This window comes from Parafrankia sp. EUN1f, from assembly GCF_000177675.1.
Lineage (GTDB): Bacteria > Actinomycetota > Actinomycetes > Frankiales > Frankiaceae > Parafrankia.
Window position 1 is genome coordinate 1 of the sequence record NZ_ADGX01000123.1, and the last position, 26,149, is coordinate 26,149.

The following is a 26,149-nucleotide window of genomic DNA, read 5'->3' on the forward strand; positions in this document are numbered from 1 at the left end:
TCGTCCGGCGCCAGCCGGCGACCGCCGCGGCGAGGTCGCGGTCGCCGCGTGCGCGGGCGCTCAGCTCGGCGGCCTCGGCGCAGCGTTCGTCGTGCCGGCGGCGGATTGACGCGCGTTCGGCCGCGGCGGCGCCGCTGTCGTACAACGCCGGATTGGGCGGGACGAGGAAGGTACCGTCGGCGCGGACGGGGCTGCCGGTGGCCTCGGGGCCGCCGGTGCTCTCGTGGGCGGGCGCGGTGGGCTCGAGCAGTGTTGGCTCGAGCAGCCGCGCGGGACCGACGACGATCGCGCAGTCGGGCCGGATCCCTGCCCGGTCCAGGACCGCCCGTGCGGTGTCGACGTCCCAGCCAGCCTGGATGACGACGCCGTCGACAAGGTCGGGACGGGCCCGCAGCACCTGCTCGCGGGAGCCCTCGTCGACCCGGTTCGCCAGGTGGTGCCAGCCGGCGGTGGCCGGGATGCCGGCGCGTTCGAGCTCGGCGACGACCTCGCCGACGGCGGCCCGGGCCGGACGCAGGTCACCGTCACCCAGCGCGCGCAGGACACGCTGGTCCGCCTCGGTGTCGACGGAGAGTGCGAGCTGGCGCTCCTCGGCCGCCAGCACCGCGGCGGCCAGGGCGTCCAGCGCGGCCTCGGCGTCGACGTCGAGATCAACCGGTTCCGCGGCGCCGGCGTGGGCGCCGGGCTGGGACGGGTGGCCCGCGTCGAGCCCGAGCAGGGCGGCGATCCGGCCGTCCGCGGTCAGCGCGCCGGCGGCGCCGACCGTCGCGTCCAGGTCGGCGGCCAGCCGGGCGAGCTCGGCGTTCGCGTGGTCCAGGCCGCGCTCGGCGTCGCGCTGGGCGTCCTGTGCCTGCCGATGGTCGGCGGAACGGGCCGCGGTGGCCAGTGCGTCCCGAACGGCGGCCCGGGCGTCGTCCGCCAGCCTCGCGGCCTCGGCCGCCACCTGACGGGGCTCACACCCGGGCTGGTCCAGCAGCCCGTCGCGAACGGCCTCGGCCTGCAGCCGGTCGGCGCGCTCACGTCGCTCCCGCAGCCCGGCGGCACCCGCCCGGGTGGTGGCCGCCGCGTCCGCGGCGGCACGGTCCGCGGCCGCGGCCGACTCGGCCGCCAGGTTGTGCGCCGCGGCACCTGCCCGCGCCCGGGTCTCCTCCGCCCGAGACACGGCCGCGAGGCGGGCCAGACCGACGACGAACGCACGGGCGGCGGCGTTGCGTTCGGTGAGGGCGGGAGCGGACCGTGACTCGGCGTCCGCCACCAGCCGGGTGAGCCGCTCGGTCTCGTCGGCGGCGGTGAGCCGCAGGACGTCCTCGGCCGCCCGCCACGCCTCGAGCTCCTCCACGACGTCGCCGTGGCGCCCGACGAGCTCGTCGCGGGTCGCCTCCGCCTCGGCGAGCCGCAGCTCGGCCACCCGCAGGCGTGCGGCCAGCTCGACACCCGCCGCCTGCACCCGGGCGCGTTCGGCCTCGTCGACCGCGGTGCGCACACGTTGGCCGCGTTCGCCCAGCGCCGACGTCCCGGAATCGGCGAGAGCGATCTTCGCGTCGACCGCGGCGGCCGCCTCCCGGACCGTCCCGCGCAGCTCCCGCAGCCGGCCAGCCGCACCGGCGCGGGCCTGGACGGTCTGCACCAGTGGAGTGAGCCGTTCCAGCGCACCGGCGACGAACTCGCGCTCCGCCTCCAGCGCGGCCCGTTCGGCGAGCTTCGCCGCGTAGCCCTCGACGACGTCGGCGACGCCGGCCGGATCCTCCGGCGGTGTGACGGCCCGCAGAAGGAAGTCGACGAACTGCTCGTCACTGTTGAACGCGAAGGCCTCCGCGGCCTCACCCTCGCCGGCGTTCATCGCGCGCTGGTAGCGGAAGAGCTCGGGGTCCAGGCCCAGTGCGTCGAGCCGTTCGCTCCAGGCGCCCTGGTTGGTCTCCCAGCCGAGATCCAGCTGCTGGTCGGCCGCGCCGGCCTCGGCGAGCCGGGAACGGAAGCCGGCGAACGTGACCTGCCGTCCGTCCTGGACGAAGGGCAGGTTGGTGATGTCCAGACCCGGGCGGGGGCGGAAGGAGTACCAGGCCTCGGCCAGGCGGGACGGGTCCGTGGTGGTCCGGCCCCGCCATTCGCTGACCTTGCCGGTGACCACCCGTTCGCCGGTGACGGCATGCTGCCACTCGCAGACCACATGCCCGCAGTCGCGCGGCAGGACGAAGTTGTCGAGGACCCGTCCGTTGGACGTGCCCACGACCTGGCGACGTCCGGGCAACACGACCGAGAAGATCAACTTCATCAGGACGCTCTTGCCGCCGCCGTTCTCCAGGAACAGCACGGAGGCCGGAGACGGCCGCAGCGGCTGTGTCGGCACCGCTGGTGATGGCTGTGCCGGCACCACCGCCGTTACCGGTGCCGGCAACGGGAGCATCGCCGCCGCCGTCACCGCGGGCGGCGTGGCTGGATGCGGCGTGGCTGGGTGCGTTGTGGCCGGGGGCATCGCGGCCGCGGTGGTCCCGGGAACGGCGTTGCCGGCCACCGCGCCCGGCAGGTCGACCTCCGGAGGGGCTGTGTCCTGACTGTCACCGTCCGCCGCGCCCTGGGCCACATCGGTGCCGAAAAGCCCATCCTGACGGTGGCCGGCGACCGGCGCGCCGACCCCGGAGAAGTCGAGCAGGACGTCGCCGAACCGCGCACCGGGCGGTCCGATCGCATGGAGCCGAACCTTGGAAAGCTCAAACATCGCCCACCTCCGGGCCCGAACCCGCCACCTGGCTGCCCACTGCCTGGCTGCCCACTGCCTGGCTGCCCACTGCCTGGCTGCCCACTGCCTGGCTCTGGCTGTCTGGTGCCGGGCTGTCCGGAACCTGGCCCGCAGGGTCCTCCGCTGCGGCGCCCGGCGTGTCATAGCCGGGCAGCACAGGCGCCGCGGAGAGAACCCGTACCCCGCCACCGCCGTCCGCGACCGTCACCACCCCGAGGCCGAGCAGTTCCTCCAGCGCGGCGTCGGCGGCGAGCTCCCGTACCTGGATCTGGTAGCGCGCCGTCGTCCGGTAGGTGCCGCCCGCCTGCTCGCTGACCGGCACCAGGCACCCCGATTCGCTCAGGAAGCTCATCGCCCGGGCGACGATCCCGGACGTCGACCCGGCCAGGCGCCGGGAGTCCCGGGTCGTCCCGGTAGCCGGGCGCCGCGAGTACAGCCGCCACGCCGCCTCGAGCGTGCGTCCGTCGCCGGGCGACGCCACTTCGTCGCTCTGGTCGCCGGCGGTCCGCTGCTCCAGCAGCCGGCAGGCCTCACGGACGAAGGCGTCCACGCCGTCGACACTGACGCGTCCGATGTAGGAGTCGTCCACCAGGTCCGCCGGCCGTGGGAACGCGAGCGCGGCGACCGCGAGCTGCGCGATCGCGTGCAGCAGCCGCTCGGCGGACCGGTGCTCCCCGCCCGCCCGGCGCGCGTAGTCGCCCATCCGGACGGTGAACGCGGAGTCCTCGGCACCACCGACGACGAAACCGGCCCGTTCGGCCACGTCGAGCACGACCAGCCCCAGGCCGGCCGCGGTGGCCTGCGTCAGCGCGGCGAACTGCGGCTCCCGCAGGTAACGGCGGACGAGTTCGGCGTACCTGCCATCACGGGCGGGCACCAGCTTCGGCCGCAGGCCGTAGGCGATGAGCCGGCCCGCCTCGAATGCGTCCGCGTGGTGCCGACGGGTGTCCTGGCCTGGCTGACCACCGGCGGCGAAGCCGAGGTCAGCCGTGTCGTGGTCGGCGAGAACGCTGTCGTCCGCGACCGTGGTGGCGTCGTGGCCCGCCACTGCAGCGGTGTCCGCGAACGTGTCGGCGTCACCGTCGAGGTCGACGAACGTGTCGAGGGCGGCCTCGGTCTCGCTGCCCGTCTCGGTCTTGCTGTCCGTCTCGGCGACGGTGCCGGGCTCGGCGGGGCTCGCGTCGATGAAGGTCAAGGTGCTGTACCGATCATGGCGGGTGGGAGAGTGGAAACGTCGTGGTCCGCGGCGTCCGGCGCGGAGATGGCGTCCGGCGCGGAGATGAGGACTCGGCCGACGAGGAGGTCCGCCCCGCCGAACCAGAGATCATCGAGTTCGGTGCCGTCGTCGCAGGCAACCGTCAGCAGGGGGTCGCCCTGCCGCGCGGCGGCGGAGATCCGTGGGCTCAGCGCATGGGTGGCGAGCAGCGCCACCAGGTCCGCGGCGTCCGGGCCGCCCCTGCGCCTCGCCTGTTCCAGCAGGTCAGACAGGCGTCGAGGCGCGTCCGGCGAGATCTCCATGACCGCCGTGGCGTGGGCCCAGGTCTCGTCGTCGAACCTGTCCGGTTCCCGGATCGGGACAAGGTCCGCCTCGACGACCGGCGATCCGAGCGGCTCGTGTTCCACCGGCGGTGCGAGGAGTCCGTCCACCAGATCGGCGAGGCGAACCGCACGCGGCGGGCGGACGCCGACCGCTCCGGGGAAGAAGACCGCGGCCGGTGTCAACGCCGTCGCCCCTGGCAGGGTCAGCACCGGCATGAGCAACTGCGTGTAGAGATCGATCCCGCCGCGTGCGGGGACGTCCGCGAACTGCTGGCGGTCCTGCTCCGCGCGGAACACGGCGCCCGCCTCGAGCAGCCTCGCCTGAAGCTGGGTGTGGCGCCGCACGCAGTCGGTCACGATGGCGACGAGTTCGGCGGCCTGCCGTTTGTGATCGGCATCGTCGGCCGCGTCGCGGTAGCGCCGGATGTGGGTGAGGATGGCATTCTCGTGTCGATATCGTTGCTCGACGTGACCAAGCGCCTCGTCGAGCAGAGCCGGCACCGCACGTAGCCAGTCCACTGCCAGCACGTTGCGCCGAGTCGCGTCGAGCTGCCTGCGAAGCTGCTCGGCGTACTGGACGGTGCGGTACCGCGCCGCCTCCGCGGCCGCTCGGGCATCCGCCAGCCGACCCCGCCGGATGAGGTTGTCCAGCGTGACCTCCGCGGCGATCTGCGCCGAGGTCACATCCGTGTCCAGCGCCCCGATGAGAACGGTGACCGCCTCGTCGGTGGCGCGCAGGTACACCTCGCCCTCGCCGTCGGTCAGCTCGACCAGCAGCTTGAAGTCGAACCGGCGGCGCACATACCGACCGTCTGCCCGGTATGTGCCGTAGATGACGTCGAAGCCGCGGTCCACACTTCCGACATTGATCAGATTGCTCAGGACCCAACGGGCCACCCGCTCGTGCTCGGCGCGCCGCCGCTCGGGTGCCTGCGCGGCCACGAGCGGGATGAGCCTGCGCAGCACCTGCTCGTGGTCCGCTCCGCGGTCGAAGTCCATCGCGACCGTGACCAGGTCGATGGCATGCAGGGCGAGCTCCGCCATCGCGTAGACGTCGAAGTCGCCGCCGTCCAGGTACGACTTGCGCGCGTCCAGGTCGTGGAGAGGCTGGGTGAGTGCGAGTGCCTTCCGCCGCCGGATCATCCCGCTGTCGGCCGACCCCGCCGCCGCGGCTGTCACCGATCGGCCCGTCGCCGGGCGGGCAGCAGCCGGCCTGGCAGCGTGCGGCCCGGCAGCGCGCGGGAGGGCAGATCGCGGGCGGGCGGCGCGGTGGTGGGTGCTGCGGCGTCAGCCTTCCCGGGCGGCAACAGGCGGATCTCCACTTCTGGCAGCCTAGCCTGGGCAGATTGGGTCCGATGCGTGCCGGTGTGGTCCGTCACGGGCTTCCTTCACCCTGCGTAGTGGTATGGTTGCGGTGATTGAAGTCGGGTGGGTGGGCTGCGTAACCTGCCCAGACGGGGCTAGGCTTTCGGTATGACCTCGGTGTCGCTATCCAAAGGCGCCAATGTTTCGCTCAGCAAGGTCGCGCCGAACCTGACGGCGGTGACCATTGGGCTTGGTTGGCAGGTCCGGCAGACGACGGGCGCTCCGTACGACCTCGATGCTTCCGCGTTGGTGGTGGGCGACGCGGGGCACGTGCTGTCGGACGGCCACTTCATCTTCTTCAACAACCTGGTCAGCCCGGACGGTGCCGTCCAACATCTGGGCGACAACCTCGTCGGTGGGGGAGGTGGGGATGACGAACAGATCAACGTCGACCTGCGGCTCCTGTCGGCACAGGCGGCGAAGGTCGTGTTCGCGGTTTCCATCTATGACGCCGAGACGCGCCGGCAGACCTTCGGTCAGGTCCGTGACGCCTTCATTCGGGTCGCTGATGCGGTGACAGGCGCCGAGGTCGCCCGTTACGACCTCACCGAGGACGCGTCGACAGAGACCGCGATGATCTTCGGGGAACTGTACCGCTACGGCAGTGAGTGGAAGTTCCGGGCCGTGGGTCAGGGGTATGCCAATGGCCTGCGCGGCATCGCCCTCGACTTCGGCGTGAACGTGTCCTGACGGTTCCCGCTCGAACCCGCCCCGCGCTCGACGCCGAGTTCCCGCACCCGGCCGGAGCCGCGGGGCGGTGCTCGTTTGCCGCTGCTACACCGAGGATCCGTGCGTGCCGGCGGTCGAGTACGCGGAGTGTGCGCTCCACGGCGAGGCCGTCCGGGGTAGCCAGGTTCGGTGGCATCTTTTGACCGGGGCGGTACGGAGTTCTGGCCGGTTGTTGATTGCTGAAAAGCAACATCGGCGATCATGATCTCTGACACCATAGGCGTACGGATGTCGATGGTGATCGGGAGATGCCCTTTGCGTGATACCCGGACGGTTTCGCCGGATGACGTGCCGCGGCCTGGTCGGCCGGGCGTGTCCCCTGCTTCGGACGGCAGGTGACGGGTTCAAGGCGGTGCGGATCGATCCTGTCGTTACCTGACGTCGCGATCCGCGCGGGCTCGAGGTAATCCTCGTGGACCTGCGGGCCGGAGCGACCCAGCAGTCCGCGACGCTTCACAGCGCCACCTCCTGTTCTTGGGCCCGACCAGCCGCCACAGGCCGGTCCCGGCTCCAGGCGCTTGATCCCAGGCGCTTTTCTCGGGCTTTTCATGGTTTTCTCGTCGCTGCCGTGACGTCGATTTCTGCTGACACTCCGGTGCGTGTCGAGACGTTTTTCTTGTCAATTTTCTCCGGCTGTTTAAATTTCCGGATTGTCGCTCGAAATTCGGGTAATTGAATGGCTTCGAAATGAAGCTTCCTCCTTCTCCTCCGGGTTGTTGAACCTTTCCTCTGATTGTTCGCTACTGTTGCGCGGGGGGTCTACGAAGGAGGAAATCTTGATCGATGTCCTTGGTGTGGGCTTTGGTCGGACCGGAACGCTCTCACTACAGGCCGCCCTCGAACGTCTCGGCTGCGGACCCTGTCATCACATGGACGAGGTGCTCTCGCATCGGGAGACCGTGCCGGACTGGATCGACGCAGCCGAGAGGGGTACTGCTGACTGGGATGCGCTGTTCCGTGGATATCGGTCGACCGTCGACTGGCCCGGCGCATTCTTTTGGCGGCAGCTCGCCGCCCACCACTCGTCATCCCGGGTGATTCTCACGGTACGCGATCCCGAGAAATGGTACGACAGCGTCGCCAACACGCTGTTCAAGGCCGCCGGTTCGGCTCCGCCGAGCGGTGTGGCGGTGAACCCGGAGGCGATGCGCGTGATGACGATGATGAATCTGATCGTCTGGGACGGTGTGTTCAAGGGCAGATTCGCGGACCGGGACCACGCGCTTCGAATTTTCGCCGAACACAGCGAGGCGGTACGGCGGGAGATTCCGGCCGACCGGCTCCTTGTCTTCGACGTCGCGGAGGGCTGGGGGCCGCTGTGTGACTTTCTCGGCGTACCGGTGCCGGCCGAGGAGTTCCCGCGCCTGAACGACCGCACGGCCTACGCCGAGAAACACCGCGCACGGTTGGCCGCGGCGATGGCCCAGGCGGGCGGGCGGCCGCAGGCGGCTCCGGCAACGCCCTGAACTGCATCTCCGCCCTGAACTACTCTCCGCCGGACGACACGCCGGCCAAAGCGGCCGCCGGATGAACCGTCACCGGCTCGGGAGGCCGCCTCCTCGAAAGGGCAGGCGGGAGGGGCTTTGACGGCGGCCAACCACCATGACCCGCACGGTTCTGGTGTTGGCGTCGACCCGGTAGAGCATCCGCCAGCTTCGCGCGGCCGCCTCGAACATCCCGACCTGCTGCTCGCCGACGAGCGGTGTGCCGGCCTTGCGCGGATCGTTGCGCAGCGGGCCGTCGAGGAACCGGCGCACCTCGGCGCCCAGCAGCTCGGGCAGCTTCGCCAGGTCTCGTTCCGCCGAGCTGGAAAGCGTCACTTCATGCTTGTTGTCGCTCACCGGCGGGGACCACTGGTCGGGCGGCAGGAGGACACCGACGGAGCGGACCGCGGGCCCGAGGCCGGCGCCGGACCGCGGCGCGCGTTGTGCACCGCTTGATCGTAGCCTTCCGCCCGCTTGGACGGCGCCCGGCTCGGCTCATGTGAGCACCATCCAGTGTTCGCGACGCCCGGTTCCGTCCCGCGTGGGTGTGGGCGAGGATGGGCCGGTGGCTTTCTCCGGCGTTCCCACGCCCGGTCCCGTCCAGGCTGTGATCTTCGATCTCGATGGCGTTCTGATCGACTCCGAGCAGGTGTGGGACGAGGTGCGCCGGGCGTTCGTGGCCGAGCGCGGCGGCCGGTGGGCCTCGGACAGCACCGCGCGGATGATGGGCATGTCGACCGCCGAGTGGTCCGGTTACCTGGCCGAGCTCGGTGCCGGTGACAGCCCGGCGGAGATCGCGGCCGAGGTACGTGGTCGGGTCGCCGCGCGGTACGGGGACGCGCCGCCGCTGCTGCCCGGCGCGGTCGCGGCGGTGCGCGCGCTGGCGGACCGGTGGCCGCTCGCTCTCGCCAGCTCGTCGCCGCGTGCACTCATCGACCTGGTGCTGGATCGTTCCGGGCTCGTCAGGTACTTCCGGGAGACCGTCTCCTCCGAGGAGGTCGCCCGTGGCAAGCCAGCGCCTGACGTCTACCTGGAGGCCGTTCGGCGGCTCGGGGTGCCCGCCGGGGCCGCGGTGGCCGTGGAGGATTCGGAGAACGGGCTGCGGGCCGCTGCCGCTGCCGGGCTCGCCGTCGTCGCGATCCCCAACGAACACTTCCCACCCGGTGCCGCGGCGCTCGCGCTGGCCTCGGCGCGGGTGGCCGGCGTCGCGGAGCTCACCGCCGAGGTCGTGCTCGCCGCGGCCGCACCGCGGTGAGCCGGGCCTGCCGTTGATCGGGATTGTCCGTACGCGGCGGGGGTTGGAACCTGCATGACGCAGAACTCGGACGCGGTCATCCGCAAGGTCCTCGCCGACACCGGGGTCTGGGCGGTGGTCGGCCTGTCGGAGAACACCTCACGTGCGGCCTACGGCGTCGCCGCCTACCTGCGCCAGCAGGGCAAGCGGACGATCCCGGTCCATCCGTCGGCACCGGTCATCGACGGTGAGCAGGGCTATCCGACGTTGAGTGACATCCCCTTCGCGGTGGATGTCGTGGATCTGTTCGTCCGCTCTGATCTCGCCGGCCCGGTGATCGACGAGGCGGTGAAGATCGGCGCGGGTGCGGTGTGGACGCAGCTGGGCGTCCGCGACGAGGACGCGCAGTCGCGGGCACGTGATGCCGGGCTGGACGTGGTTGTGGACGCCTGCCCCCGGATAGAGGGCCCACGCCTGCTCGACTGGAACTGAGGCCCCGGCCGGCCGGGGAGGTCCTCGGGCCGTTCGCCGGAGGCCGAGCGGTGGTCGGCCGGCGGCGGTCGGCGGGCGGGTCGGCAGCGGCCCGAGCGTCAGCCAGCCGGCGGACCCGTCAGTCGGCTGGTCAGCCAGTCGTCGGCTCGCCGGAACCGGTGCGCCCGGGCGGCATGGTCGGCGGGTCCCAGTCGGCTCCTTGTGCTTCGCTCGGGTTGTCCCGCGAGGGTCGGTTCTCCTGGCCTTCGCCGGCGGTCGCCGCCGGGCTGCCCGTCCGGGCGCCGGGCGTGGTCGGCCCGGTGCCCGCGCCCGGCCCGGTGCTGGCGGTGGGCAGCGTGCCGGGGGTCGGCATCCGGGCGTCGGGGCCGAGGCTCACAGGCGGCCGCCGTCGCCTCTCACGTGTTTCGAAAGTGGCGCCGGGAGGCCGTTTCGGCAGGGGAGCACCCCCGGCGGAGGGTCTGGGCGCGCCGTTGGTTGGTCCGCTGCCACTGCCGCCGCTGCCAGTGGTGCCGCTGCCGCCGGTGGTTGCTTCGGTGCCAGGCGAGCTGGCGTCTGTGCTGTCTCGGGGCCGGTCCCCGGCATGACCGCCGGGCGTCCCGCCGCCGCCCACGATCTCGCCGGGAAGCGTCGGCAGGTCGACGTCCACCGGGGGCAGGGGCCCGGTCGCGCTCACCGGCTCGAGGAGCTCGAACGGGCCGTGCGCGTCGGCGTCGCCGGTTCCCGGTGCGAAACGCCAGGATGTCTCGGCGGCGGCGCGTCGTTCCCGCCAGGCGACCACCAGCAGGTGGCCCTGCCGCGTCGCCAGTGCCGCCGCCGGGGGCAGCAGGAACAGCAGCGGCAGCATGTACCGGTAGTCGAAGCAGACGGTCGCGGCCGGGACGGCGATCACCGCCGCCCCGGTGCAGACCAGGAACAGACAGTCCACGCCGATGCGGCGGCGCTCGGCGGTCAGTTCATGCCAGCGGGTGCGTCCGTCACCGCCGCGCAGCCCCGCAGGCACGATGCGAGGCAGTGCCGCGAGGCAGGCCAGCAGCCCCAGCCCGGCGGTCACGGCGAGCGCCGGCCCGGGAGTGAAGCCCCGTGTCTGGTACGAGCGCAGGAGACCGGCCCAGGGCTCGGTGATCGTCCGCGTAGGGTGGTCGTCGCCCTGCAGCCCGAGGAGCGGCTCGCTGTTGTGCAGGTAGCGGGGCTCGTCGCTGGTCGGGAACCGCCACGTGGCGTCCGGCCAGTCCTGGGGGCCGACAGGACGTCCCGGCTTGAAGAAGTGCCCGAGGTCCGTGCCGACGGCGCGCAGGTAGTCGGCCGGCTGCTTGGTGATGACCTGCCAGGCGAAGTCCCTGAGCAGCTCGTCGCGTTCGTCGGCGGAGACGTCGAGGTTGTTGGCGGGGCTGTTGCGATCCCACACGTAGTAGCTCGGATCGGGACGTTCCCCGACCGGATGCGGTGAGCACAGGGAGAGCTGTTCGGGCTTCAGGTCGAGCTGGTCGCAGTTCGCTATGGGTGCGACCCTGCCGTACAGCCAGGCCGCGTCGCCGCCGGTGAGGCCGATCTTGCCGTGCGCGGAGTTGAACCAGCTCGCGTAGGCGATCAGCGGCGCGGCGAGGAAGACGCCGAACACCGAGATCCGGACCCAGCCGAGCCGCCGCAGCACGACGTAGCCGAACGCCAGCAGGCCGATGGCGACACCGATCGTGCGTACCAGCCCGGAGGCGCCCAGCAACAGGCCGGCGAGCGCCAGCGCCCACACCGAGGGACGGCGGGACCACATCAGCGCGACCATGGCGGCCACGAGGGCGACCGCGAACAACGTCTCGGCCATCACGAAGTGCTCGATGACGATCTGGTAGGCGTCGAGCAGCAGGGGAGCCGCGGCGAGCGCGGCGATCGGGGCGGCGACCCGGCGGTGGACGAGCAGCGCGTACAGGGCGGTCGCCACGGCGATCGCCAGCACGTGCTGGACGGTCGGTACGACCCACAGGTCCGCGCCCGTCTCGCTCAGCAACCGCAGGAAGGCCGGATACCCGGCGGGGCGCATCTGATCGGGTTCTGACAGCGCTGACAGCCGTATGTAGGCGTATGAGTCGCCATTGAACTCGAAGGCGGGTCGGTAGCCGACCGCCGCGGCCAGCCGAAGCGCGACTCCGACGAGAAGGAGGACTCCGAACACGGAGTGCCGGGCGAGGAAGGAGAACCGTCTGCCGGCGGAGGGGACGTCGCCGGAGGGGGCGGTGGCCACGCGCGTGGCGGCGGTGCGCGTGGCGGTGCGCCGCCGTGTGTCGGCTCGGGCTGCCAACCCGGGACCCGATGCCGGCCTGACGTCTCCCGCGCCTCCAGTGCCTTCCCAGCCGGCAGGACGAGCCGAACCGCCAGCACGGCCGGCGCCAGCACCGGACCTGCCTGCACCGGACCTGCCTGCACCGGACCTGCCTGCACCGGACCTGCCTGCACCGGACCTGCCTGCACCGGACCTGCCTGCACCGGACCTGCCTGCACCGGTCGCCGGCCGTGCCGGGTGCGGCGGCAGCGTCTCGAAGCCGTGGTCCGGACCGGGCCCGAGCGAATCAGCGAGACTCACCGGCGCGAGGCTCACCGGCGTGTGGTCCGTGGGACCGCTCCGGTGGCCGCCCTGCTGGTCGCCCCGCGATGCGGTGCTGCCCGGTCCAGTGCTGCCCGGGGCATCGGGGGCGTCGAGGGAGCCGGCGACGGCGTCGGCCTGTCCTGGTGCCTTCACAGGAACCATGGTCCACGATCGATCCGAGAAATTGCCTGAATGGTCCCCTTTGGGCCCCCGATTGTGTGGGTGGATCACTGTGCTTTCCCGATCGCAGTGGGTCAGTGCTGGTGGGCGGGAATTCCGCGGTGCGTGCTCGGAGGGCCCACGGGCAAGGCTGCCTCCTCGTTGCTGCCGTGCCCGGAGGATCCGTTGTCGGCGTTCCGCGGTGCGGGGTCTGGCACCGCTGCCGCCCCAGGCCGGGGCGTGTCCGGCGAGGCGGGCGGGGCGGACGAGTCGTCGTCGACCGGCGGAGGGCCGGGAGTCTGCGCCTCGTCGACCGCTCCGGCTCTGGAGGGAGCCGCGGCGGAAAGTGGAGCCCAGCCGGCGCGGCCGTGGCCACCGCTGGGCCCGGTGGTCACCAGCCGCAGGAAGAACGAGCCGAAGGCGGTCTGCGTACCCAGCACCATCAGCGACATCGCCAGCAGGGCCGGTCGCAGCTCATTGAGCGGCCCCATGTCGTTCGCCAGCCATCGGATGAGGACGACGCCGTCGGTGGCGAGACCCGCCGCGAACAGCATGCCGCCCAGGGCCAGGCCGCGTTCGAGGGTGAAGCGGCGGTGAATCGACGTGAGCGGCCAGCGCCGGCGCTCGGGCCACCCCGCCGCATGGTTGTGGACATCCGCGAAGACACCCAGGAGCACCAGTTGCCAACCAAGGATGGTGAACAGCGCGAACAGCACGGAGAAATGCAGGTCGAGGCGGTGGAAGCCGAGGTCGAGCGCGCCGGGCAGCAGCGCGAGCTGCCCGGCCGCGCCCACCCCCAGCAGCACGAGGCCCGGAAGCACGAACAGGTGGCGCGGTGCCAGGAGAAGCATGAAACGCAGGTGACGCCAGCCATCGCGCAATGAGTGGAGCTTGGAGGCACCGACCCGGGGGTGATAGGTGATCGGCACCTCCTCCATGCGAAGCTCGGCCCGCCCGGCCGCGATGACCAGCTCGGAGGCGAGCTCCATTCCCTCGCAGCGCAGTCGCATGCGCCGGTACGCATCACGGGTGAAGGCGCGCATCCCGGAGTGCGCGTCCGAGGAACGGACGTCGAACAGGCGGTTGAGGATGCCGGTGAGGACCGGATTGCCGACGTACCGGTGCAGCCACGGCATCGCGCCGGGCAGGATCTCACCCGCGAAACGGGAGCCCAGCACGTAGTCGGCCCGCCCGGCGCGCAGGGGGGCGAGTAGCGCGCCGAGGTCGGAGAAGTCGTAGGTGTCATCCGAATCGCCCATGACCAGGAAACGGCCCCGGGCGGCCGCGAAACCGGCGAGGTACGCGTTGCCATAGCCGCGCCGCGCCTCGCGCACCACTCGCGCGCCCGCGGCGGTGGCGACAGCGGCCGAGTCGTCGGTGGAACCGTTGTCCACGACGACGACCTCGCCCGCGACCCCGGCGGCCGCGAGGCCTGCCAGCGCCTTGCCGACGCACACGCCGACGGACTCCGCCTCGTTGAGGCAGGGCATCACGACGGACACCAGGAGACCACCGTCAGGCCTGCCCTCCGGCCCGGCTGTGCTCTCAGACTTGGCTGTGCTCTCGGGCCTGGCTGTGCTCTCGGGCCTGGCTGTGCCGTCGGGACTGGCTGTCTGGCCCGCCCGGAGGAACGAGCGCGTGGTGCCGGGCGCTGGACCGCCGATCGTGCGCGAGTCGTTCACCATGCGTGACCCCCCACAGGCCTGGCCCTGACGTGGCTCCGGTCGAACCCATTTCTGGCAGGAATCCCGAATTCCCTGGTGATGGCAGTCTGCCCAGGGTGGCCGGCAACCTCACACCAGGCAATCCTCGGATCCGAACCGGCCCGACGCTCTGCGTAAGGCTGCAATCTACCGATTGGCGGCGTGCTGAGAGATCATCGGCGGCGGCGGCCACACGGAGGTACGCCCAGGCGCGCCCGGCGACCACGGCGATATCAGAGTGGGCCGGTACGACGAGACACGCCGGTGGCCCCACAGGCGCCCGCGTGTGACGTGCCTAACGGAGAGGCGTAACCTCTGGTGCTCGTGCACCAAGGAAGTGTTTTTGGCCAGGCGCCTGCCACGGCGGCGCCGTCACTGGGCGCAGAGCCGTCCAGCGATCCCTCCTCCGTCTCTCCCACGGCCCGGCGGCGCTGCCCGCACGACCCGCCGTGCCCGGCCGCGGACGGCGCGGACCGCGACGCGGCGGTGGTCACCAGCCGGCACTGCGACCAGGGCTGGAGCCTCCTCTGCAACGGCGTGATCCTCTTCGAGGACACCGGCGAGATCCTGCCCACGGGTCGCACCGTGGAGCCGCGCCGGCCGCTGCCCAGGCCAGGGTGCGTACCGCGGCCGCCGCTGCCGCGCCGCGCGGCCGCCGCGACGCCGACCCCGGTCTGACCGCTGGTCCTGGTCTGACCGACCGCCTCGATTGTTGTGTTGGGTCCGCCTCGGCCAGGCGGTCCGCCACCGACGGCGCCTTTGACGTCCGGAAATGCCTGTATGTACCCGGCGAACGGGTACCGTTCCGGCGTGACATCCACGCGGCGACCTCCGCGACCTCCGCGACTGGCACGGCTGCTGCTTCGCCATGACGTCGAGATCGGCCGGCGGCTGCTGCGGCGCGGCACGGCCCTCGACCGGGCGATGTTCTCCTCGCTCGCCGACGCCAGGCCGCTGCTGGATCCGTTGCTGCCCCGGCTTTCGCACGCCGCCGACCATGGGATGCTCTGGTGGGGCGTGGCGGGCGTGCTCGGTGCCAGCAAGGGTCGCCGCCGCTCCGCGGCGCTGCGTGGCCTGCTCGCGCTGGGTGTCGCCAGCACCGCCGCCAACGGCCCGGCGAAGCTGCTGTTCCGCCGGGATCGGCCGCCGACCCACGGCGTTCCGCCGCTGCGTCGGCTCGGCCGTGATCTGACGACCTTCTCGTTCCCGTCCGGGCATTCGGCGTCGGCCGCGGCGTTCGCCACGGGGGTTGCGCTCGACGCGCCGGTCGCGGCGGTTCCCGTCGCGGCGCTGGCAGCCACGGTCGCCTTCTCCAGGGTCTATGTCGGCGCCCACTTCCCGGGGGACGTCGTGGCGGGGGTCGCGCTCGGTGTGGGTGCCGGCCTGCTGACGACGAAGGTGATGCCCCGGCGGCCCGGGACGCCCGCCCGGGCCCGGCCCGCGTCCGCCTGGGCCCCGGCGCTGCCGGACGGGGCGGGGCTCGGTGTGGTCGTGAACGCCCGCTCGGGTGCCGGGAACCATGCCGATCTGATCGGCGTGCTGCGGGCCGACCTGCCGCGAGCCGAGATCGTCGAGGTCGGTCCCGGCGAGGACATCACCGCGGCCCTCACCCGGATGGCGGCGCGCAGCCGGGTGCTCGGTGTCGCCGGCGGCGACGGAACGATCAACACCGCGGCGGTGGTGTCCCTCGCGCGCGGCGTGCCGCTCGCGGTCTTTCCCGCCGGAACACTGAACCACTTCGCCGCCGACATCGGCCTGAGCGGGCCCGGCGACACCATCAAGGCGGTCCGTGACGGCACGGCCGTCGCGGTGGACGTCGGGCAGGTGGACGGGATCGGCGCGACCGGTGCGCGGTTCACCCGGAACTTCGTCAACACCGCCAGCTTCGGCGGCTATCCGGACATGGTCCGCATCCGGGAGCGTTTCGAGCACCGGATCGGCAAATGGCCCGCCCTGGTGCTCGCTCTGAGCTGGGTGCTGTGGAACGAGCCGCCGTTCGACGCCGAGATCGACGGGGAGGCCCGCCGGATCTGGCTGATCTTCGTCGGGAACGGCCGCTATCTGCCCGACGGCTTCGCGCCGACCTACCGAACCCGTCTGGACGAAAGCCTGCTCGACCTGCGGGTCGTCGACGCGGCGGCGCCGTTGGCCCGGCTGCGGCTCGTCGGTGCGGTGCTGACCGGCCGGCTGGGCCGCTCACGGGTCTACGAGCAGCGCACCGTCGAACGGGTGCACATCGCGTCCAACCAGGCGGCACCGCTGCCGTTCGCCGGCGACGGTGAGGTCAGCGAGGGTATCCGCCGGATCGCGGTCACCACGAGCCCTGCCCGCCTGGTTGTCTACCGGCCAGAGTGACGTTCAGGCCCCGGCGGCGCCCTGCAGCGGGATCAGCGCACGCAGGGGCATGGTGAGCGTCGCGTAGACGTCCGGCTCGAGCAGGTCCTCGACGAGCAGCGCACAGGCCAGGTCGGCGCACAGTTCCATGACCCGCTCGTCCGACGACGAGTCGGGCGCGGTGGCGAGCCGGCGGCAGGCCGGGCACAGCCGCCAGAAGCCCTCGGCGGCACTGCGGCGGACCAGCGTCCACACCCGCCGCCGCCCGGTCAGCACGGCGCTGTCGAAGGCCCGTTCCATCGCGGCCTGGTGGGCCTCGTCGTCGCGGGTCATCACGGTCGTCAGCAGGCCGTCGAACACCTCGAGGCTGGCCGGGTCGTGGCAGCGGCGCGCCAGCCTGGGCAGGGTTGCCAGGACCCGCTTGACGTCGGCGGCGGCCGGGCCCAGATCCGGTTCGTGCGAGCGGACCCGCGGGTACACCGTCCGCCAGGGACGCAACAGCGCCGTGTACTCGGACCGGTTGAGGATCGGCTTGGCGTAGGCGCCGGCGAGGGCGTCGCGCATGGCACGCAGCGCGGTCGAGGTGATCGCGGGGTCGAGGGTGACGAACTCGGCGCCGGCGAGATCGTCGGCGTAGATCGCGGACAGCGCGTCGAACGCGGCGAGGACCTCGACGATGAGCGGGGAGTCGGGTGCCAGCGCCTTGTCCCGTGCGGAGGCGAGCTGCCCGGAGTTGCGCCACAGCGCGGCCAGCGAGACCAGCTCGCTGTCGGTGGTGTGCACGAGCTGCGCGAGGATCCCGAGGATTCCGCGGAGGTTCGGGTGCTCCTCCAGCCGGTCGATGCGGCGCGCCCGGAGGATCATGCCTGCCGGCCCGGCTGGCGGGTTGCCGCCCGATGGGCGGCCGGACCGGTGGTCCTCAGGACACGCGTCACGTGCTCCTCCTCGATCTCGTGGCTGCCGGGCCGCGACAGGCCGCACCCCACGCTGGGTAGCGCGTGGGGTGCGGCGCCGGATACAGGGGCACGACACGCCGGTCGGTCACCCGGAACCCCTGCGGGCCGGTGCCGTGGCGCGACGGATCCGGTTCCGCGGAGCGTGCTCCGCGGTGGTCGCGAACCGCGGGCCCGCGCGTGACTGCCGCGCGTGGCCGTTGGCCTTGATGTCACTCCCGAGACAATAGTGTCGCCGGTGACGATCAGGGACCGATTGTCGGTGACTGCTTGTCACAAGGAGCGCTGGGCTGGTGGCATCGTTGGAGTACAGATGCTAACCGGTGCGCGGCTGGAGCACGGTGAACGCGGAGGGTAGCGACCACGTTTGATTACGCTGCGTGCCATTGGGGGTCGCGAGTGTCGTCACTCAGTGTCGCGGGGGGCCCGGTTCGCCACCCGCGGTCCACGGACCCCCGGGGGGAGGGGGCCCGTGGACCCGGCAGGTGCACGGTCAGGGGCCGTCCGGTTGCGCAGGTGGCCATATCGAGACTCACCCGCGGGCGGTGCCTGCGGCTCCGATGGGCGGCCAGGTCGGCCGCCCGGGAGGTCGTCAGCCGGAGACGGCCGGCTCGGACACCTCCACGGCGGAGCTGAGAGTGACCTCGCCCACGCCATCCTTGCGTAGCCCATACCGGCGAATGGCGTCGTCGACGACGGCCTGCTCGACCTCGCCGGAGCGGGCCAGCGCCTCCAGCGTCGCGACGACCACCGACTCGGCGTCCACGTTGAAGTGGCGGCGCAGGGCGGCCCGGGTGTCGGAGCGGCCGAATCCGTCCGTGCCCAGCGAGGTGTACGCCTGCGGCACCCACCGCGAGATCTGGTCCGGAACGGCGCGCATCCAGTCGGAGACCGCGACGGCCGGGCCAGGCGCACCGGCGAGGATCTGGCTGACGTAGGGCACCGCGGCAGCCTCCTCCGGGTGGAGCAGGTTGTGCCGCTCGCAGACGAGGGCCTCGCGGCGCAGCTCGTTCCACGACGTGACGGACCACACGTCGGCGGCGACGCCGTAGTCGGCGGCCAGCATCTCCTGGGCGGACAGCGCCCAGCGCATGCCGGTGCCACTGGCGAGGATCTGCGCCCGCGGCGTGGACGAGTCGCCCGCCGCGCCCGGGGTCGCGCCGTCGCCACCGGTGAGCTCGTCGGCGGTGCGGAAACGGTACATGCCCGCGAGGATCTGCGCCGGGTCGAGCCCGGCCGGCTCCGCCGGCTGCGGAACAGGCTCGTTGTAGACGGTCAGGTAGTAGAAGACGTTCTCGTCCCGCTCGCCGTACATCCGGTCGAGTGCGTCCCGGACGATGTGCGAGACCTCGAACGCGAACGCCGGGTCGTACGACACGCACGCCGGGTTGGTGGACGCCAGCAGCAGCGAGTGCCCGTCCTGGTGCTGCAGGCCCTCACCGTTGAGCGTGGTGCGCCCGGCGGTGGCACCGAGCAGGAAGCCACGGCCGAGCTGGTCGCCCAGCGCCCACATCTGGTCGCCGGTCCGCTGGAACCCGAACATCGAGTAGAAGACGTAGACGGGGATCATGTACTGGCCGTGGGTGGAGTAGGCCGTGGCCGCCGCGATCACCGAGCCCATCGAGCCGGCCTCACTGATGCCCTCGTGCAGCATCTGGCCGACCTCGGACTCCCGGTACGACAGCAGCAGCTCACGGTCGACGGCCTCGTAGCGCTGCCCGTGCGGCGAGTAGATCTTCGCCGTGGGGAACATCGCGTCCATGCCGAACGTGCGCGCCTCGTCCGGGATGACGGGCACGAACCGGGCGCCCATCTCCTTGGTCTTCATCAGGTCCTTGAGGAGCCGGACGAAGGCCATCGTCGTCGCCACCGGCTGCTTGCCCGAACCGCGGCGCAGCTCGTCGAAGATCGACGCCGGCGGCTGGGTGAGCGGGCGGGCCCGGACGACCCGGCGGGGGATGGAACCGCCGAGCGCAGCCCGGCGCTCCCGCATGTACTGGATCTCCTCGGAGTCCGCGCTGGGGCGGTAGTACGGCGGCAGGTGGCCGTCGAGCGCCGCGTCGGGGATGTCCAGGTAGAGCCGGTCGCGCAGCTCCTTCAGCTCCGACTTGGTGAGCTTCTTCATCTGGTGCGTGGCGTTGCGGCCCTCGAAGTCCTTGCCCAGCGTCCAGCCCTTGATCGTGTGGGCGAGGATCACGGTGGGCTGGCCGGTGTGCTCGGTGGCCGCCTTGTAGGCCGCGTAGAGCTTGCGGTAGTCGTGGCCGCCGCGGGAGAGCTTGCGCAGGTCGTCGTCGGTGAGGCCGGCGACCATGCGGCGCAGCCGGGCGTCCGCGCCGAAGAAGTTCTCCCGGATGTAGTCGCCCGCCGACGTCGAGTACGTCTGGAACTGGCCGTCGGGCGTGGTGTTCATCCGGTGCACGAGGACGCCGTCGGTGTCCTGGGCGAGCAGCGGGTCCCAGTCACGGCCCCAGACGACCTTGATGACGTTCCAGCCGGCGCCGCGGAACGTCGACTCCAGCTCCTGCATGATCTTGCCGTTGCCGCGGACGGGACCGTCGAGGCGCTGCAGGTTGCAGTTGACGACGAAGATGAGGTTGTCGAGCTCCTCGCGGGCGGCGACACCGAGTGCGCCGATCGACTCCGGCTCGTCCATCTCACCGTCACCGAGGAATGCCCACACCTTGCTGCGGGACGTGTCCTTGATCTGCCGGTTGAGCAGGTAGCGGTTGAAACGCGCCTGGTAGATGGCATCGATCGGGCCGAGGCCCATGGAGACGGTGGGGAATTCCCAGAAGTCCGGCATCAGGCGCGGGTGAGGGTAGGACGACAGCCCGCCCGGCTCGCCCTCCCGCCGGAAGGCGTCCAGCTGTGCCTCGGTGAGGCGCCCTTCCAGGAAGGCGCGCGCGTAGATACCGGGCGAGGCGTGGCCCTGGATGAAGATCTGGTCGCCGGAGTCGCTGCCGGGCGAGGAGGTCAGGTGGTCCTTGCCGCGGAAGAAGTGGTTGAAACCGACCTCGTAAAGGCTGGCGCTCGACGCATAGGTCGCGATATGCCCGCCGACGTTGTATTCGGGACGGTTGGCGCGGCTCACCATGATGGCGGCGTTCCAGCGGATGTAGGCGCGGATGCGTCGTTCCACATGCTCGTCACCCGGGAACCAGGGTTCCTGCTCGGGTGGGATCGTGTTGATGAAGTCCGTACTCGTCAGAGCCGGTACGCCTACAGCCTTCTCGCGTGCTCGCTCGAGGAGTTTGAGCATGAGGAACCGCGCGCGGCCCCGCCCCGACTCCTCGATGACAGCATCCAGGGACTCAAGCCATTCGCTGGTTTCGGACGGATCGATGTCCGGCAACTGGCTCGGGAGCCCGTCGGTGATCACCGAGAACTTCCGTGTTGTGTCCTGCGCCACGCCTAACTCCTGCTCTCCGTAGCTCCTGGCCGATGCCTCCTCACTATCGTGCTCCGTCTCGACACTGCCGTCACGCACGCCCTGCCTACTGATTGGTAACAAAACTGGATCGACAGGGCCCGATATCACCGGATGCATCGTGGCGATATGACCATCAGTCAGCATCTAGCAACCGGTTGTCGTGATTGCTGCACCAGGTTCGGCTCGGATCGCGGATCGCGGAAGACGTCATGCTTCGTTTGGCTGCGCACCGTGTGCGCGAGGGCTGGCCCTGGAGTCGACCGCGCCCGGGGCCCGCGCGAGCGCCCGCACAGCCGTGTGACAAACCCAATCGGTCCATAACGGGCCGGCTGGCAGAGCAGAGCGCAGTGACAGGCGGCACGACGACCCGGACGGTGGCCCGCGCCGACGGTGTGGCTGACGGCGTGCGGCCGCCCGCACGGCCGCCCGCACGGCCGGCGTGCGGGCGGCCGTGCGAAGGCCTGGGTGGCTGGCTGGGCCCCGCGTGCGGCCCGTGGCTCGCGGACCACGGCGCGGACCACAGAGCGGGCGCTGGTGGGTCGGCATGCGTGGGTCAGGGCGGACCCCGGACGTCGCCGCGGCGACACTGGAGTGTCGGTGGGTAACGGAGGAAGGACGTCGAAGGTGGAGACGAGAACAATGACGGTGCACACGGGCCGTCATGACCGGGTCGTCGATCTCACCGACCGGGCCGCGGAGTTCGTCGCCGGCCGTGGGGACGGGCTGCTGTCCGTCTTCGTGCCGCACGCCACCGCGGGCGTGGCGATTCTGGAGCTCGGCTCCGGCAGCGACGAGGACCTGCTCGCCGCGTTGGCGACACTGCTCCCGGCGGACGACCGCTGGCGCCATGCCCACGGTTCGCGCGGGCACGGCCGGTCCCACGTGCTGCCCGCCATCGTGCCACCGTCGGTGACCGTTCCCGTTCTCGACGGTCGGCTCGCGCTGGGCACCTGGCAGTCAGTCGCACTCGTCGACCTGAACGTGGACAACCCGGATCGGACGGTTCGGCTGTCCTTCCTCGCAGGCTGACCGCACGCCCGGTGACCGGCGCGCCCGCCGGTCCGGCGCAGGAGTCGGGCAGGGTTCGGCCGCCAAGGCGTCCCACATCACATTCCCGCAGGTTGGAACGATGGTGACATCGTGTCGGCGGGTTTGCTGTGACGGGTTGACGTGACGGCCTGTGGGTAGCGAGATTGTGTCAGCGGAGATCGTTGTGGAACGGCCGGCATCCCCCTGCTTGTCCACAACCCCCGGCGTGGCACTTGCGCACCCACCGGATGGTCCGGTGGACTAGGCCCACGGCGGGTCGCGCGAGCGGATCGTCGCCGACCGGTCCGCCCACGACCGGGCGCCTCGCCACAGCGAAGCGTTATGTAGACGAGCAGGAGGTAGCGGAGGGTGAGTCCGACCGCGGCGAACGCCGAGGGTCAGCGCCGTGCGGAACGTCTGGGAGTCGCGGCCGGCACATTGGTCCAGTCGCTCAACGAGGACGACGACATCGCCCAGGACCTGCTTGACGCGGTCACCACGGCGAGTGGCACCGAGCTTGTGCCGGAGGACTCCGACGACGTGGTCGACGTCGTCCTCCTGTGGTGGCGTGAGGACGATGGCGATCTGGCCAACGCCCTCATCGACGCGCGCAGGCAGTTGTCCGAGGAGGGCGTGATCTGGCTGCTCACCCCCAAGGCGGGTCGCGAAGGTCACGTCGAGCCCAGCGACGTCCTCGACGCTGTGCCCACCGCGGGCCTCGTTCAGACCAGCACAGTCAGCGTCGCGGCCGAATGGGCCGGGATGCGGCTGGCGGCCCCCAAGTCACAGCGGGTACGCCACCGCTGACGGCCCGGTGCCGGCAGTGACCGGGTTGGCGGCTCTCGGTGCCGCCAACCCGGCTGCTCGCGTGCGCCCAGACGGCGGCCTGAGGCGCAGCGGGCGGCCGGGCTGTGTCCGCACGAGATGGCCGTGCACACAAGAACGCCAGGCCACCGCACAACGCCCGTCAGCCGGCCCGGCCCGATGGCCTTCAGCGCCCCGGCCCGATCTGGGAACCGAAGCGCTGAAGTACCGCTTCTGAGCCGTCTGTCGCCAGCCCCTCAGAAGCTCAGCGGGACCTGCTGGCCCTCGACCGCGCCCGGGTAACGGGCCCAGATCTTGTTGATCTCGTACTGGAGGTACAGGGCGCCTCCGCCGACCAGCCACAGCACGAAGGCCACCCCGGGGCTGAGCTCGGGGAGCCCGGCCGCGCGCTGGGCATCCCGGGTGCGGGTGCCCAGCCGCCACGTGGCCACGAAGGGCGGGACGATCAACACCCAGCCGATCACATACGCCAGCACCGACAACGCCGGGTTGACCTGGATGCGTGGGTTGTACGCGGAGAGCTCCTTGTTGGTCTTGTAGACCCAGACAAGGCTGTAGATGCCGAGCGTGATGATCGGCAGCCCGAGCCATACGGCGAACGGGTTCCGTCGCTTGCCCAGAACGCCGGCGCCGACCGGCGAGGCGCCGGCGGGTGGCGGCCCGTAGCCGGGAGGCACCGGATAGGTCTGGTTTCCCGGGTAGGGCTGCGGCGGGTAGGGATTCGGCGGGTACGGGCTCGGTGCGTACGGCTCCGTCCGGTCCGAGTACGGCGGGGCGTTACCTGGGCCCGGAGCGCCGAACTGGCCGGGCGGGTTGGAATAGCCCTGCGGGCCGCCGAACCCGGGTGGAGGGCCGCCGGGCCCTCCCTGGCTGCCCTGCCCCCAGCCAGGCGGGCCGGGCGGCGGCATCTGATTGGTCAAGGTGGACACGACCTCCCTGCTGTTCGGACCGCAGGCGCCCGACGCGCCGTCATGCGGTTTCGCTCCCGGCCTGGCCGCGAGCAGTGACCGGCTGGAAGCGGATACCGCCCCAGTAGTCTTCTGTAGTTGTCCGGCTCGATTGTTATCGAGGCCGTTGACCGGTCAGACTAGGACACCGGAGTGCCGGAAACCCGTTCCGGCGCTTTCCTGTGGGATCGTTGAGCGTAAATGTGCTCTCCGTATCTGGATTTGTACGGTTCGGAGTCGGAGCGAGCTCTCGCCGGTGCTCCCGGCGCTCCCGGTGCGCCGGTGTCGGCGGCCGGAAGACCACCGCCCCGCGCAGGATGACGCGCCCACGCCCACTGTCCCTGTCCTGCCCTGCAGGACCGTTCGTCGTTCCCCGTGCGGTGCCAGGCAGCCCTGACGATGTGTCGTCACTGTGATCTCCTGACAGCCAGGGCGTCGTGGAGCCCCACGGTGCCCGGCGTGCCCTGCGCCGCGTCCCGAGGGCCCACGTGGGACGTCCCACCTCGGGGAAGAGCGGGAGAGCAGGTCGTGGCGCAGGGCGCCGGGGCATCGGGGCGGCACGCCCGATCCGGCACACCGATAGTGGCCGGACGCCAAGGGCGTGGCCGGCGGTGGCATGCTGGCGGAGAGGACTGACTGGTCGCGAAGACCGCGAGGTCGAGCAGCACCCAAGAACGCGAAACCAACCGCAATCGAGAGGAACAGCTCGTGACCGTCGACGTCGGAGCCGTCGCCCCCGACTTCTCGTTGAAGGACCAGAACAACGAGGTCGTCACCCTGTCCGACTTCCGGGGCCGTCGCAACGTTGTGCTCCTGTTCTACCCGCTGACCTTCACCGGGGTCTGCCAGGGCGAGCTGTGCTCCGTCCGGGATGACCTGGGTTCCTTCCAGAACGACGACGTGCAGGTGCTCGCCATCTCCGTCGACTCCGCCTTCGCGCACAAGGTGTGGGCGGACCAGCAGGGCTACGAGTTCCCCCTGCTCGCGGACTTCTGGCCGCACGGCGATGTGGCCAAGGCCTACGGGGTCTTCAACGAGGAGAAGGGCATCTCCCTGCGCGGGACCTTCATCATCGACAAGGAGGGCAAGGTGCGCTGGAAGGTTGTGAACAACATTCCGGACGCACGTGACCAGGCCGAGTACCTCAAGGCGCTCGCCTCGCTGTAGTCCGCAGGAGCCGACGGGCGGGCGATCCCGCCCCGTCGGGCTCCTCGCCGGAACACCTGGCCAGCCAGGAAGCCGCGGGGGAGCCCAACGAGGCGCGCCACGGTCGACGTGCTCCGCCGGTCTCGTGAGGACGGTGAACCTCATGCCGTGTTTCCGTTGCAGCGAGCGTCAGACCGACCCGGTCCGGGGATCAAGTCCCTGGCACCGCGTCGTGATCAGCGGTGAACAGGTTCTGGTCTGCCCGACCTGCCGCCCCGCCCCGGACTGGGACGCGATCCTCGACCGGTGCAACAGGTGCGCCTCGACCCGCCTGGCGAAGGCGCTCGGAACGGTCCTGTGCCGCGACTGCGGCGAACGCAAGGAGCCCGACCGCCACACACCCGAACTCACGGACGTCGTCCCGCAGCACCCGCCGACGCATCCTTCGCCGCAGCCGCAGCCGCAGCTAGCCGAGCGCCCTTCGTCGGCAGGCGACCCGCCGAGCCCGCTGGTGCCACCGCTCGCGGCCGCGAGAGACCAACCCGCGGCAATGGGCCCATCCGTGGGGGCGGACGCCTCCAAGCGCTCTGAGGCGGCGCAGGACGAAGCCGAACGCCCCCTCGCGCATTCGCCGGGCACAGGCGCGCCCGGGAGCCTCCCAGACCGCGACGGAGCCCTCGCCGCCGACGTCGGCGCCGCCCTCGCGCGCATGTTCGGGAGGCCACGACCGGTCTCCTGACCCAAAACCCGCGATCATCCGCTAACGTTTCGACCTGGCACGGTGACTCTCCTGACGGAAGGGGCACCGTGCAGCCGGACGAATGCTGCCGATGCAGGCGCTCTGTTGCGTAGGCTGGCATCCTCCCGGGCGCGTAGCTCAGCGGGAGAGCGCTCGCCTTACAAGCGAGTGGTCGCAGGTTCGATCCCTGCCGCGCCCACCCACCCCTCTCCACATGGCGGCTGAACAGCCATGGAGACTATTAATCCCGATCATGCCCCGTCAAGGGGCTCCGGGCTCACCGTTCCCACAGCGATTAATTCGGCACGATTGCGAGTTGTCAGGGCACGGTCCGCTGCCTACGCTCCCACCCCGTGCCAACCTCGACGATCACCGACACCCCCCGTCAGCCCGGCGGGCCCCTGTCCCACGGCCCCCAGGTCGACGACCCGATGTGGGGGCTGCTCCTGGCCACCTGGGATCTGTCCCTGGAAAGCGCCGGCCGCGCCGCGAACACCCGCCGGATCTACCTGCACGCCGGCCGGCTGTTCGTCGCCTGGCTCCTGGCCCTCCCCGACGAGCCCGGCAGCGACACCGTCGACGCACACGGCCGACCCGTCCTGCCACGCCCGGCCGGGCCCGAGGACATCACCCGCCAACACGTCGAGGGCTTCCTCGTCGCCTTCCGGACCACCCCGACGCCCCGGTGCCCCAACGGGCCCGGCCAGGCCTACGTCAACCAGATCT

18 protein-coding genes, 1 tRNA gene and 2 pseudogenes are annotated in these 26,149 nt (G+C 71.4%); 12 read left to right on the forward strand and 9 right to left on the reverse strand.

Features of this window, described 5'->3' with window-relative positions; genetic code table 11:
* The 3 genes and pseudogenes from FREUN1FDRAFT_RS28145 to FREUN1FDRAFT_RS28155 form a co-directional block, all read right to left on the reverse strand.
* Nucleotides 1-2,716 (reverse strand): annotated as a pseudogene (locus FREUN1FDRAFT_RS28145) (hypothetical protein); the annotation flags it as partial.
* Nucleotides 2,709-3,641, reverse strand: a complete 933-nt coding sequence (locus tag FREUN1FDRAFT_RS28150) for a hypothetical protein (protein WP_232295453.1) — start codon at nt 3,639-3,641, stop codon at nt 2,709-2,711. The gene FREUN1FDRAFT_RS28150 and the pseudogene FREUN1FDRAFT_RS28145, both read right to left, overlap by 8 nt.
* 287 nt (nt 3,642-3,928) lie before the next feature.
* The gene (locus FREUN1FDRAFT_RS28155; protein ID WP_232295454.1) at nt 3,929-5,419 is read right to left on the reverse strand and encodes a hypothetical protein; all 1,491 of its coding nucleotides are present in this window, start codon (nt 5,417-5,419) and stop codon (nt 3,929-3,931) included.
* A gap of 330 nt (nt 5,420-5,749) precedes the next feature.
* Between FREUN1FDRAFT_RS28155 and FREUN1FDRAFT_RS28160 the strand changes: the two genes are divergently transcribed.
* Both FREUN1FDRAFT_RS28160 and FREUN1FDRAFT_RS28165 read left to right on the forward strand, forming a co-directional pair.
* Nucleotides 5,750-6,331, forward strand: coding sequence for a TerD family protein (locus FREUN1FDRAFT_RS28160; RefSeq protein ID WP_006543692.1), 582 nt, complete (start codon nt 5,750-5,752; stop codon nt 6,329-6,331).
* An 815-nt stretch (nt 6,332-7,146) separates the two neighbouring features.
* Entirely contained in the window at nt 7,147-7,836 is a 690-nt protein-coding gene (locus tag FREUN1FDRAFT_RS28165) for a sulfotransferase family protein (protein WP_006543693.1), read from the forward strand.
* A gap of 69 nt (nt 7,837-7,905) precedes the next feature.
* On the opposite strand, the gene FREUN1FDRAFT_RS28170 is transcribed toward FREUN1FDRAFT_RS28165, so the two are convergent.
* Entirely contained in the window at nt 7,906-8,211 is a 306-nt protein-coding gene (locus tag FREUN1FDRAFT_RS28170; RefSeq protein ID WP_006543694.1) for a type II toxin-antitoxin system RelE/ParE family toxin, read from the reverse strand.
* 208 nt (nt 8,212-8,419) lie between these two features.
* Between FREUN1FDRAFT_RS28170 and FREUN1FDRAFT_RS28175 the strand changes: the two genes are divergently transcribed.
* Nucleotides 8,420-9,109, forward strand: coding sequence for an HAD family phosphatase (locus tag FREUN1FDRAFT_RS28175; RefSeq protein WP_006543695.1), 690 nt, complete (start codon nt 8,420-8,422; stop codon nt 9,107-9,109).
* 54 nt (nt 9,110-9,163) lie between these two features.
* Nucleotides 9,164-9,580: a CoA-binding protein gene (locus FREUN1FDRAFT_RS28180; RefSeq protein WP_006543696.1), complete on the forward strand. Its 417-nt coding sequence runs from the start codon at nt 9,164-9,166 to the stop codon at nt 9,578-9,580.
* A 130-nt stretch (nt 9,581-9,710) separates the two neighbouring features.
* Here FREUN1FDRAFT_RS28180 and FREUN1FDRAFT_RS28185 read toward each other — a convergent pair whose 3' ends face one another.
* Nucleotides 9,711-11,816 carry a hypothetical protein gene (locus tag FREUN1FDRAFT_RS28185; RefSeq protein WP_006543697.1) on the reverse strand — a complete coding sequence of 702 codons (2,106 nt, stop codon included), beginning with the start codon at nt 11,814-11,816 and terminating at the stop codon, nt 9,711-9,713.
* Between the two features lie 596 nt (nt 11,817-12,412).
* On the reverse strand, nt 12,413-14,002 hold the full coding sequence (locus tag FREUN1FDRAFT_RS28190; protein WP_006543698.1) for a glycosyltransferase family 2 protein: 1,590 nt from the start codon (nt 14,000-14,002) through the stop codon (nt 12,413-12,415).
* Nucleotides 14,003-14,338: 336 nt separating this feature from the next.
* Between FREUN1FDRAFT_RS28190 and FREUN1FDRAFT_RS46860 the strand changes: the two genes are divergently transcribed.
* Complete coding sequence (locus tag FREUN1FDRAFT_RS46860) at nt 14,339-14,698, forward strand: DUF5999 family protein (RefSeq protein WP_006543699.1); 360 nt, start codon at nt 14,339-14,341, stop codon at nt 14,696-14,698.
* A gap of 102 nt (nt 14,699-14,800) precedes the next feature.
* Nucleotides 14,801-16,375, forward strand: coding sequence for a bifunctional phosphatase PAP2/diacylglycerol kinase family protein (locus FREUN1FDRAFT_RS28200; RefSeq protein ID WP_006543700.1), 1,575 nt, complete (start codon nt 14,801-14,803; stop codon nt 16,373-16,375).
* A 3-nt stretch (nt 16,376-16,378) separates the two neighbouring features.
* Here the strand turns inward: FREUN1FDRAFT_RS28200 and FREUN1FDRAFT_RS28205 are convergent, their stop codons facing one another.
* The gene (locus tag FREUN1FDRAFT_RS28205) at nt 16,379-17,218 is read right to left on the reverse strand and encodes a hypothetical protein (protein ID WP_006543701.1); all 840 of its coding nucleotides are present in this window, start codon (nt 17,216-17,218) and stop codon (nt 16,379-16,381) included.
* Between the two features lie 681 nt (nt 17,219-17,899).
* Nucleotides 17,900-20,716, reverse strand: coding sequence for a pyruvate dehydrogenase (acetyl-transferring), homodimeric type (gene aceE / locus FREUN1FDRAFT_RS28210; RefSeq protein ID WP_035954029.1), 2,817 nt, complete (start codon nt 20,714-20,716; stop codon nt 17,900-17,902).
* Between the two features lie 660 nt (nt 20,717-21,376).
* Here aceE and FREUN1FDRAFT_RS28215 point away from each other — a divergent pair.
* Nucleotides 21,377-21,766, forward strand: a complete 390-nt coding sequence (locus FREUN1FDRAFT_RS28215; protein ID WP_006543703.1) for a secondary thiamine-phosphate synthase enzyme YjbQ — start codon at nt 21,377-21,379, stop codon at nt 21,764-21,766.
* A gap of 369 nt (nt 21,767-22,135) precedes the next feature.
* A complete protein-coding gene (locus FREUN1FDRAFT_RS28220; RefSeq protein WP_006543704.1) occupies nt 22,136-22,573 on the forward strand; it encodes a DUF3052 domain-containing protein in 438 nt (145 codons plus the stop codon).
* A gap of 254 nt (nt 22,574-22,827) precedes the next feature.
* Here the strand turns inward: FREUN1FDRAFT_RS28220 and FREUN1FDRAFT_RS46865 are convergent, their stop codons facing one another.
* Complete coding sequence (locus FREUN1FDRAFT_RS46865; protein ID WP_006543705.1) at nt 22,828-23,520, reverse strand: DUF4234 domain-containing protein; 693 nt, start codon at nt 23,518-23,520, stop codon at nt 22,828-22,830.
* A 726-nt stretch (nt 23,521-24,246) separates the two neighbouring features.
* Here FREUN1FDRAFT_RS46865 and FREUN1FDRAFT_RS28230 point away from each other — a divergent pair.
* The 4 genes and pseudogenes from FREUN1FDRAFT_RS28230 to FREUN1FDRAFT_RS28245 all read left to right on the forward strand — a co-directional run.
* Complete coding sequence (locus FREUN1FDRAFT_RS28230) at nt 24,247-24,705, forward strand: peroxiredoxin (protein ID WP_006543706.1); 459 nt, start codon at nt 24,247-24,249, stop codon at nt 24,703-24,705.
* Nucleotides 24,706-24,916: 211 nt separating this feature from the next.
* Nucleotides 24,917-25,423: a hypothetical protein gene (locus FREUN1FDRAFT_RS28235; RefSeq protein ID WP_232295452.1), complete on the forward strand. Its 507-nt coding sequence runs from the start codon at nt 24,917-24,919 to the stop codon at nt 25,421-25,423.
* Nucleotides 25,424-25,550: 127 nt separating this feature from the next.
* A tRNA-Val gene (locus FREUN1FDRAFT_RS28240) sits at nt 25,551-25,622 on the forward strand.
* 154 nt (nt 25,623-25,776) lie between these two features.
* Nucleotides 25,777-26,149, forward strand: a pseudogene (locus FREUN1FDRAFT_RS28245) (integrase); the annotation flags it as partial.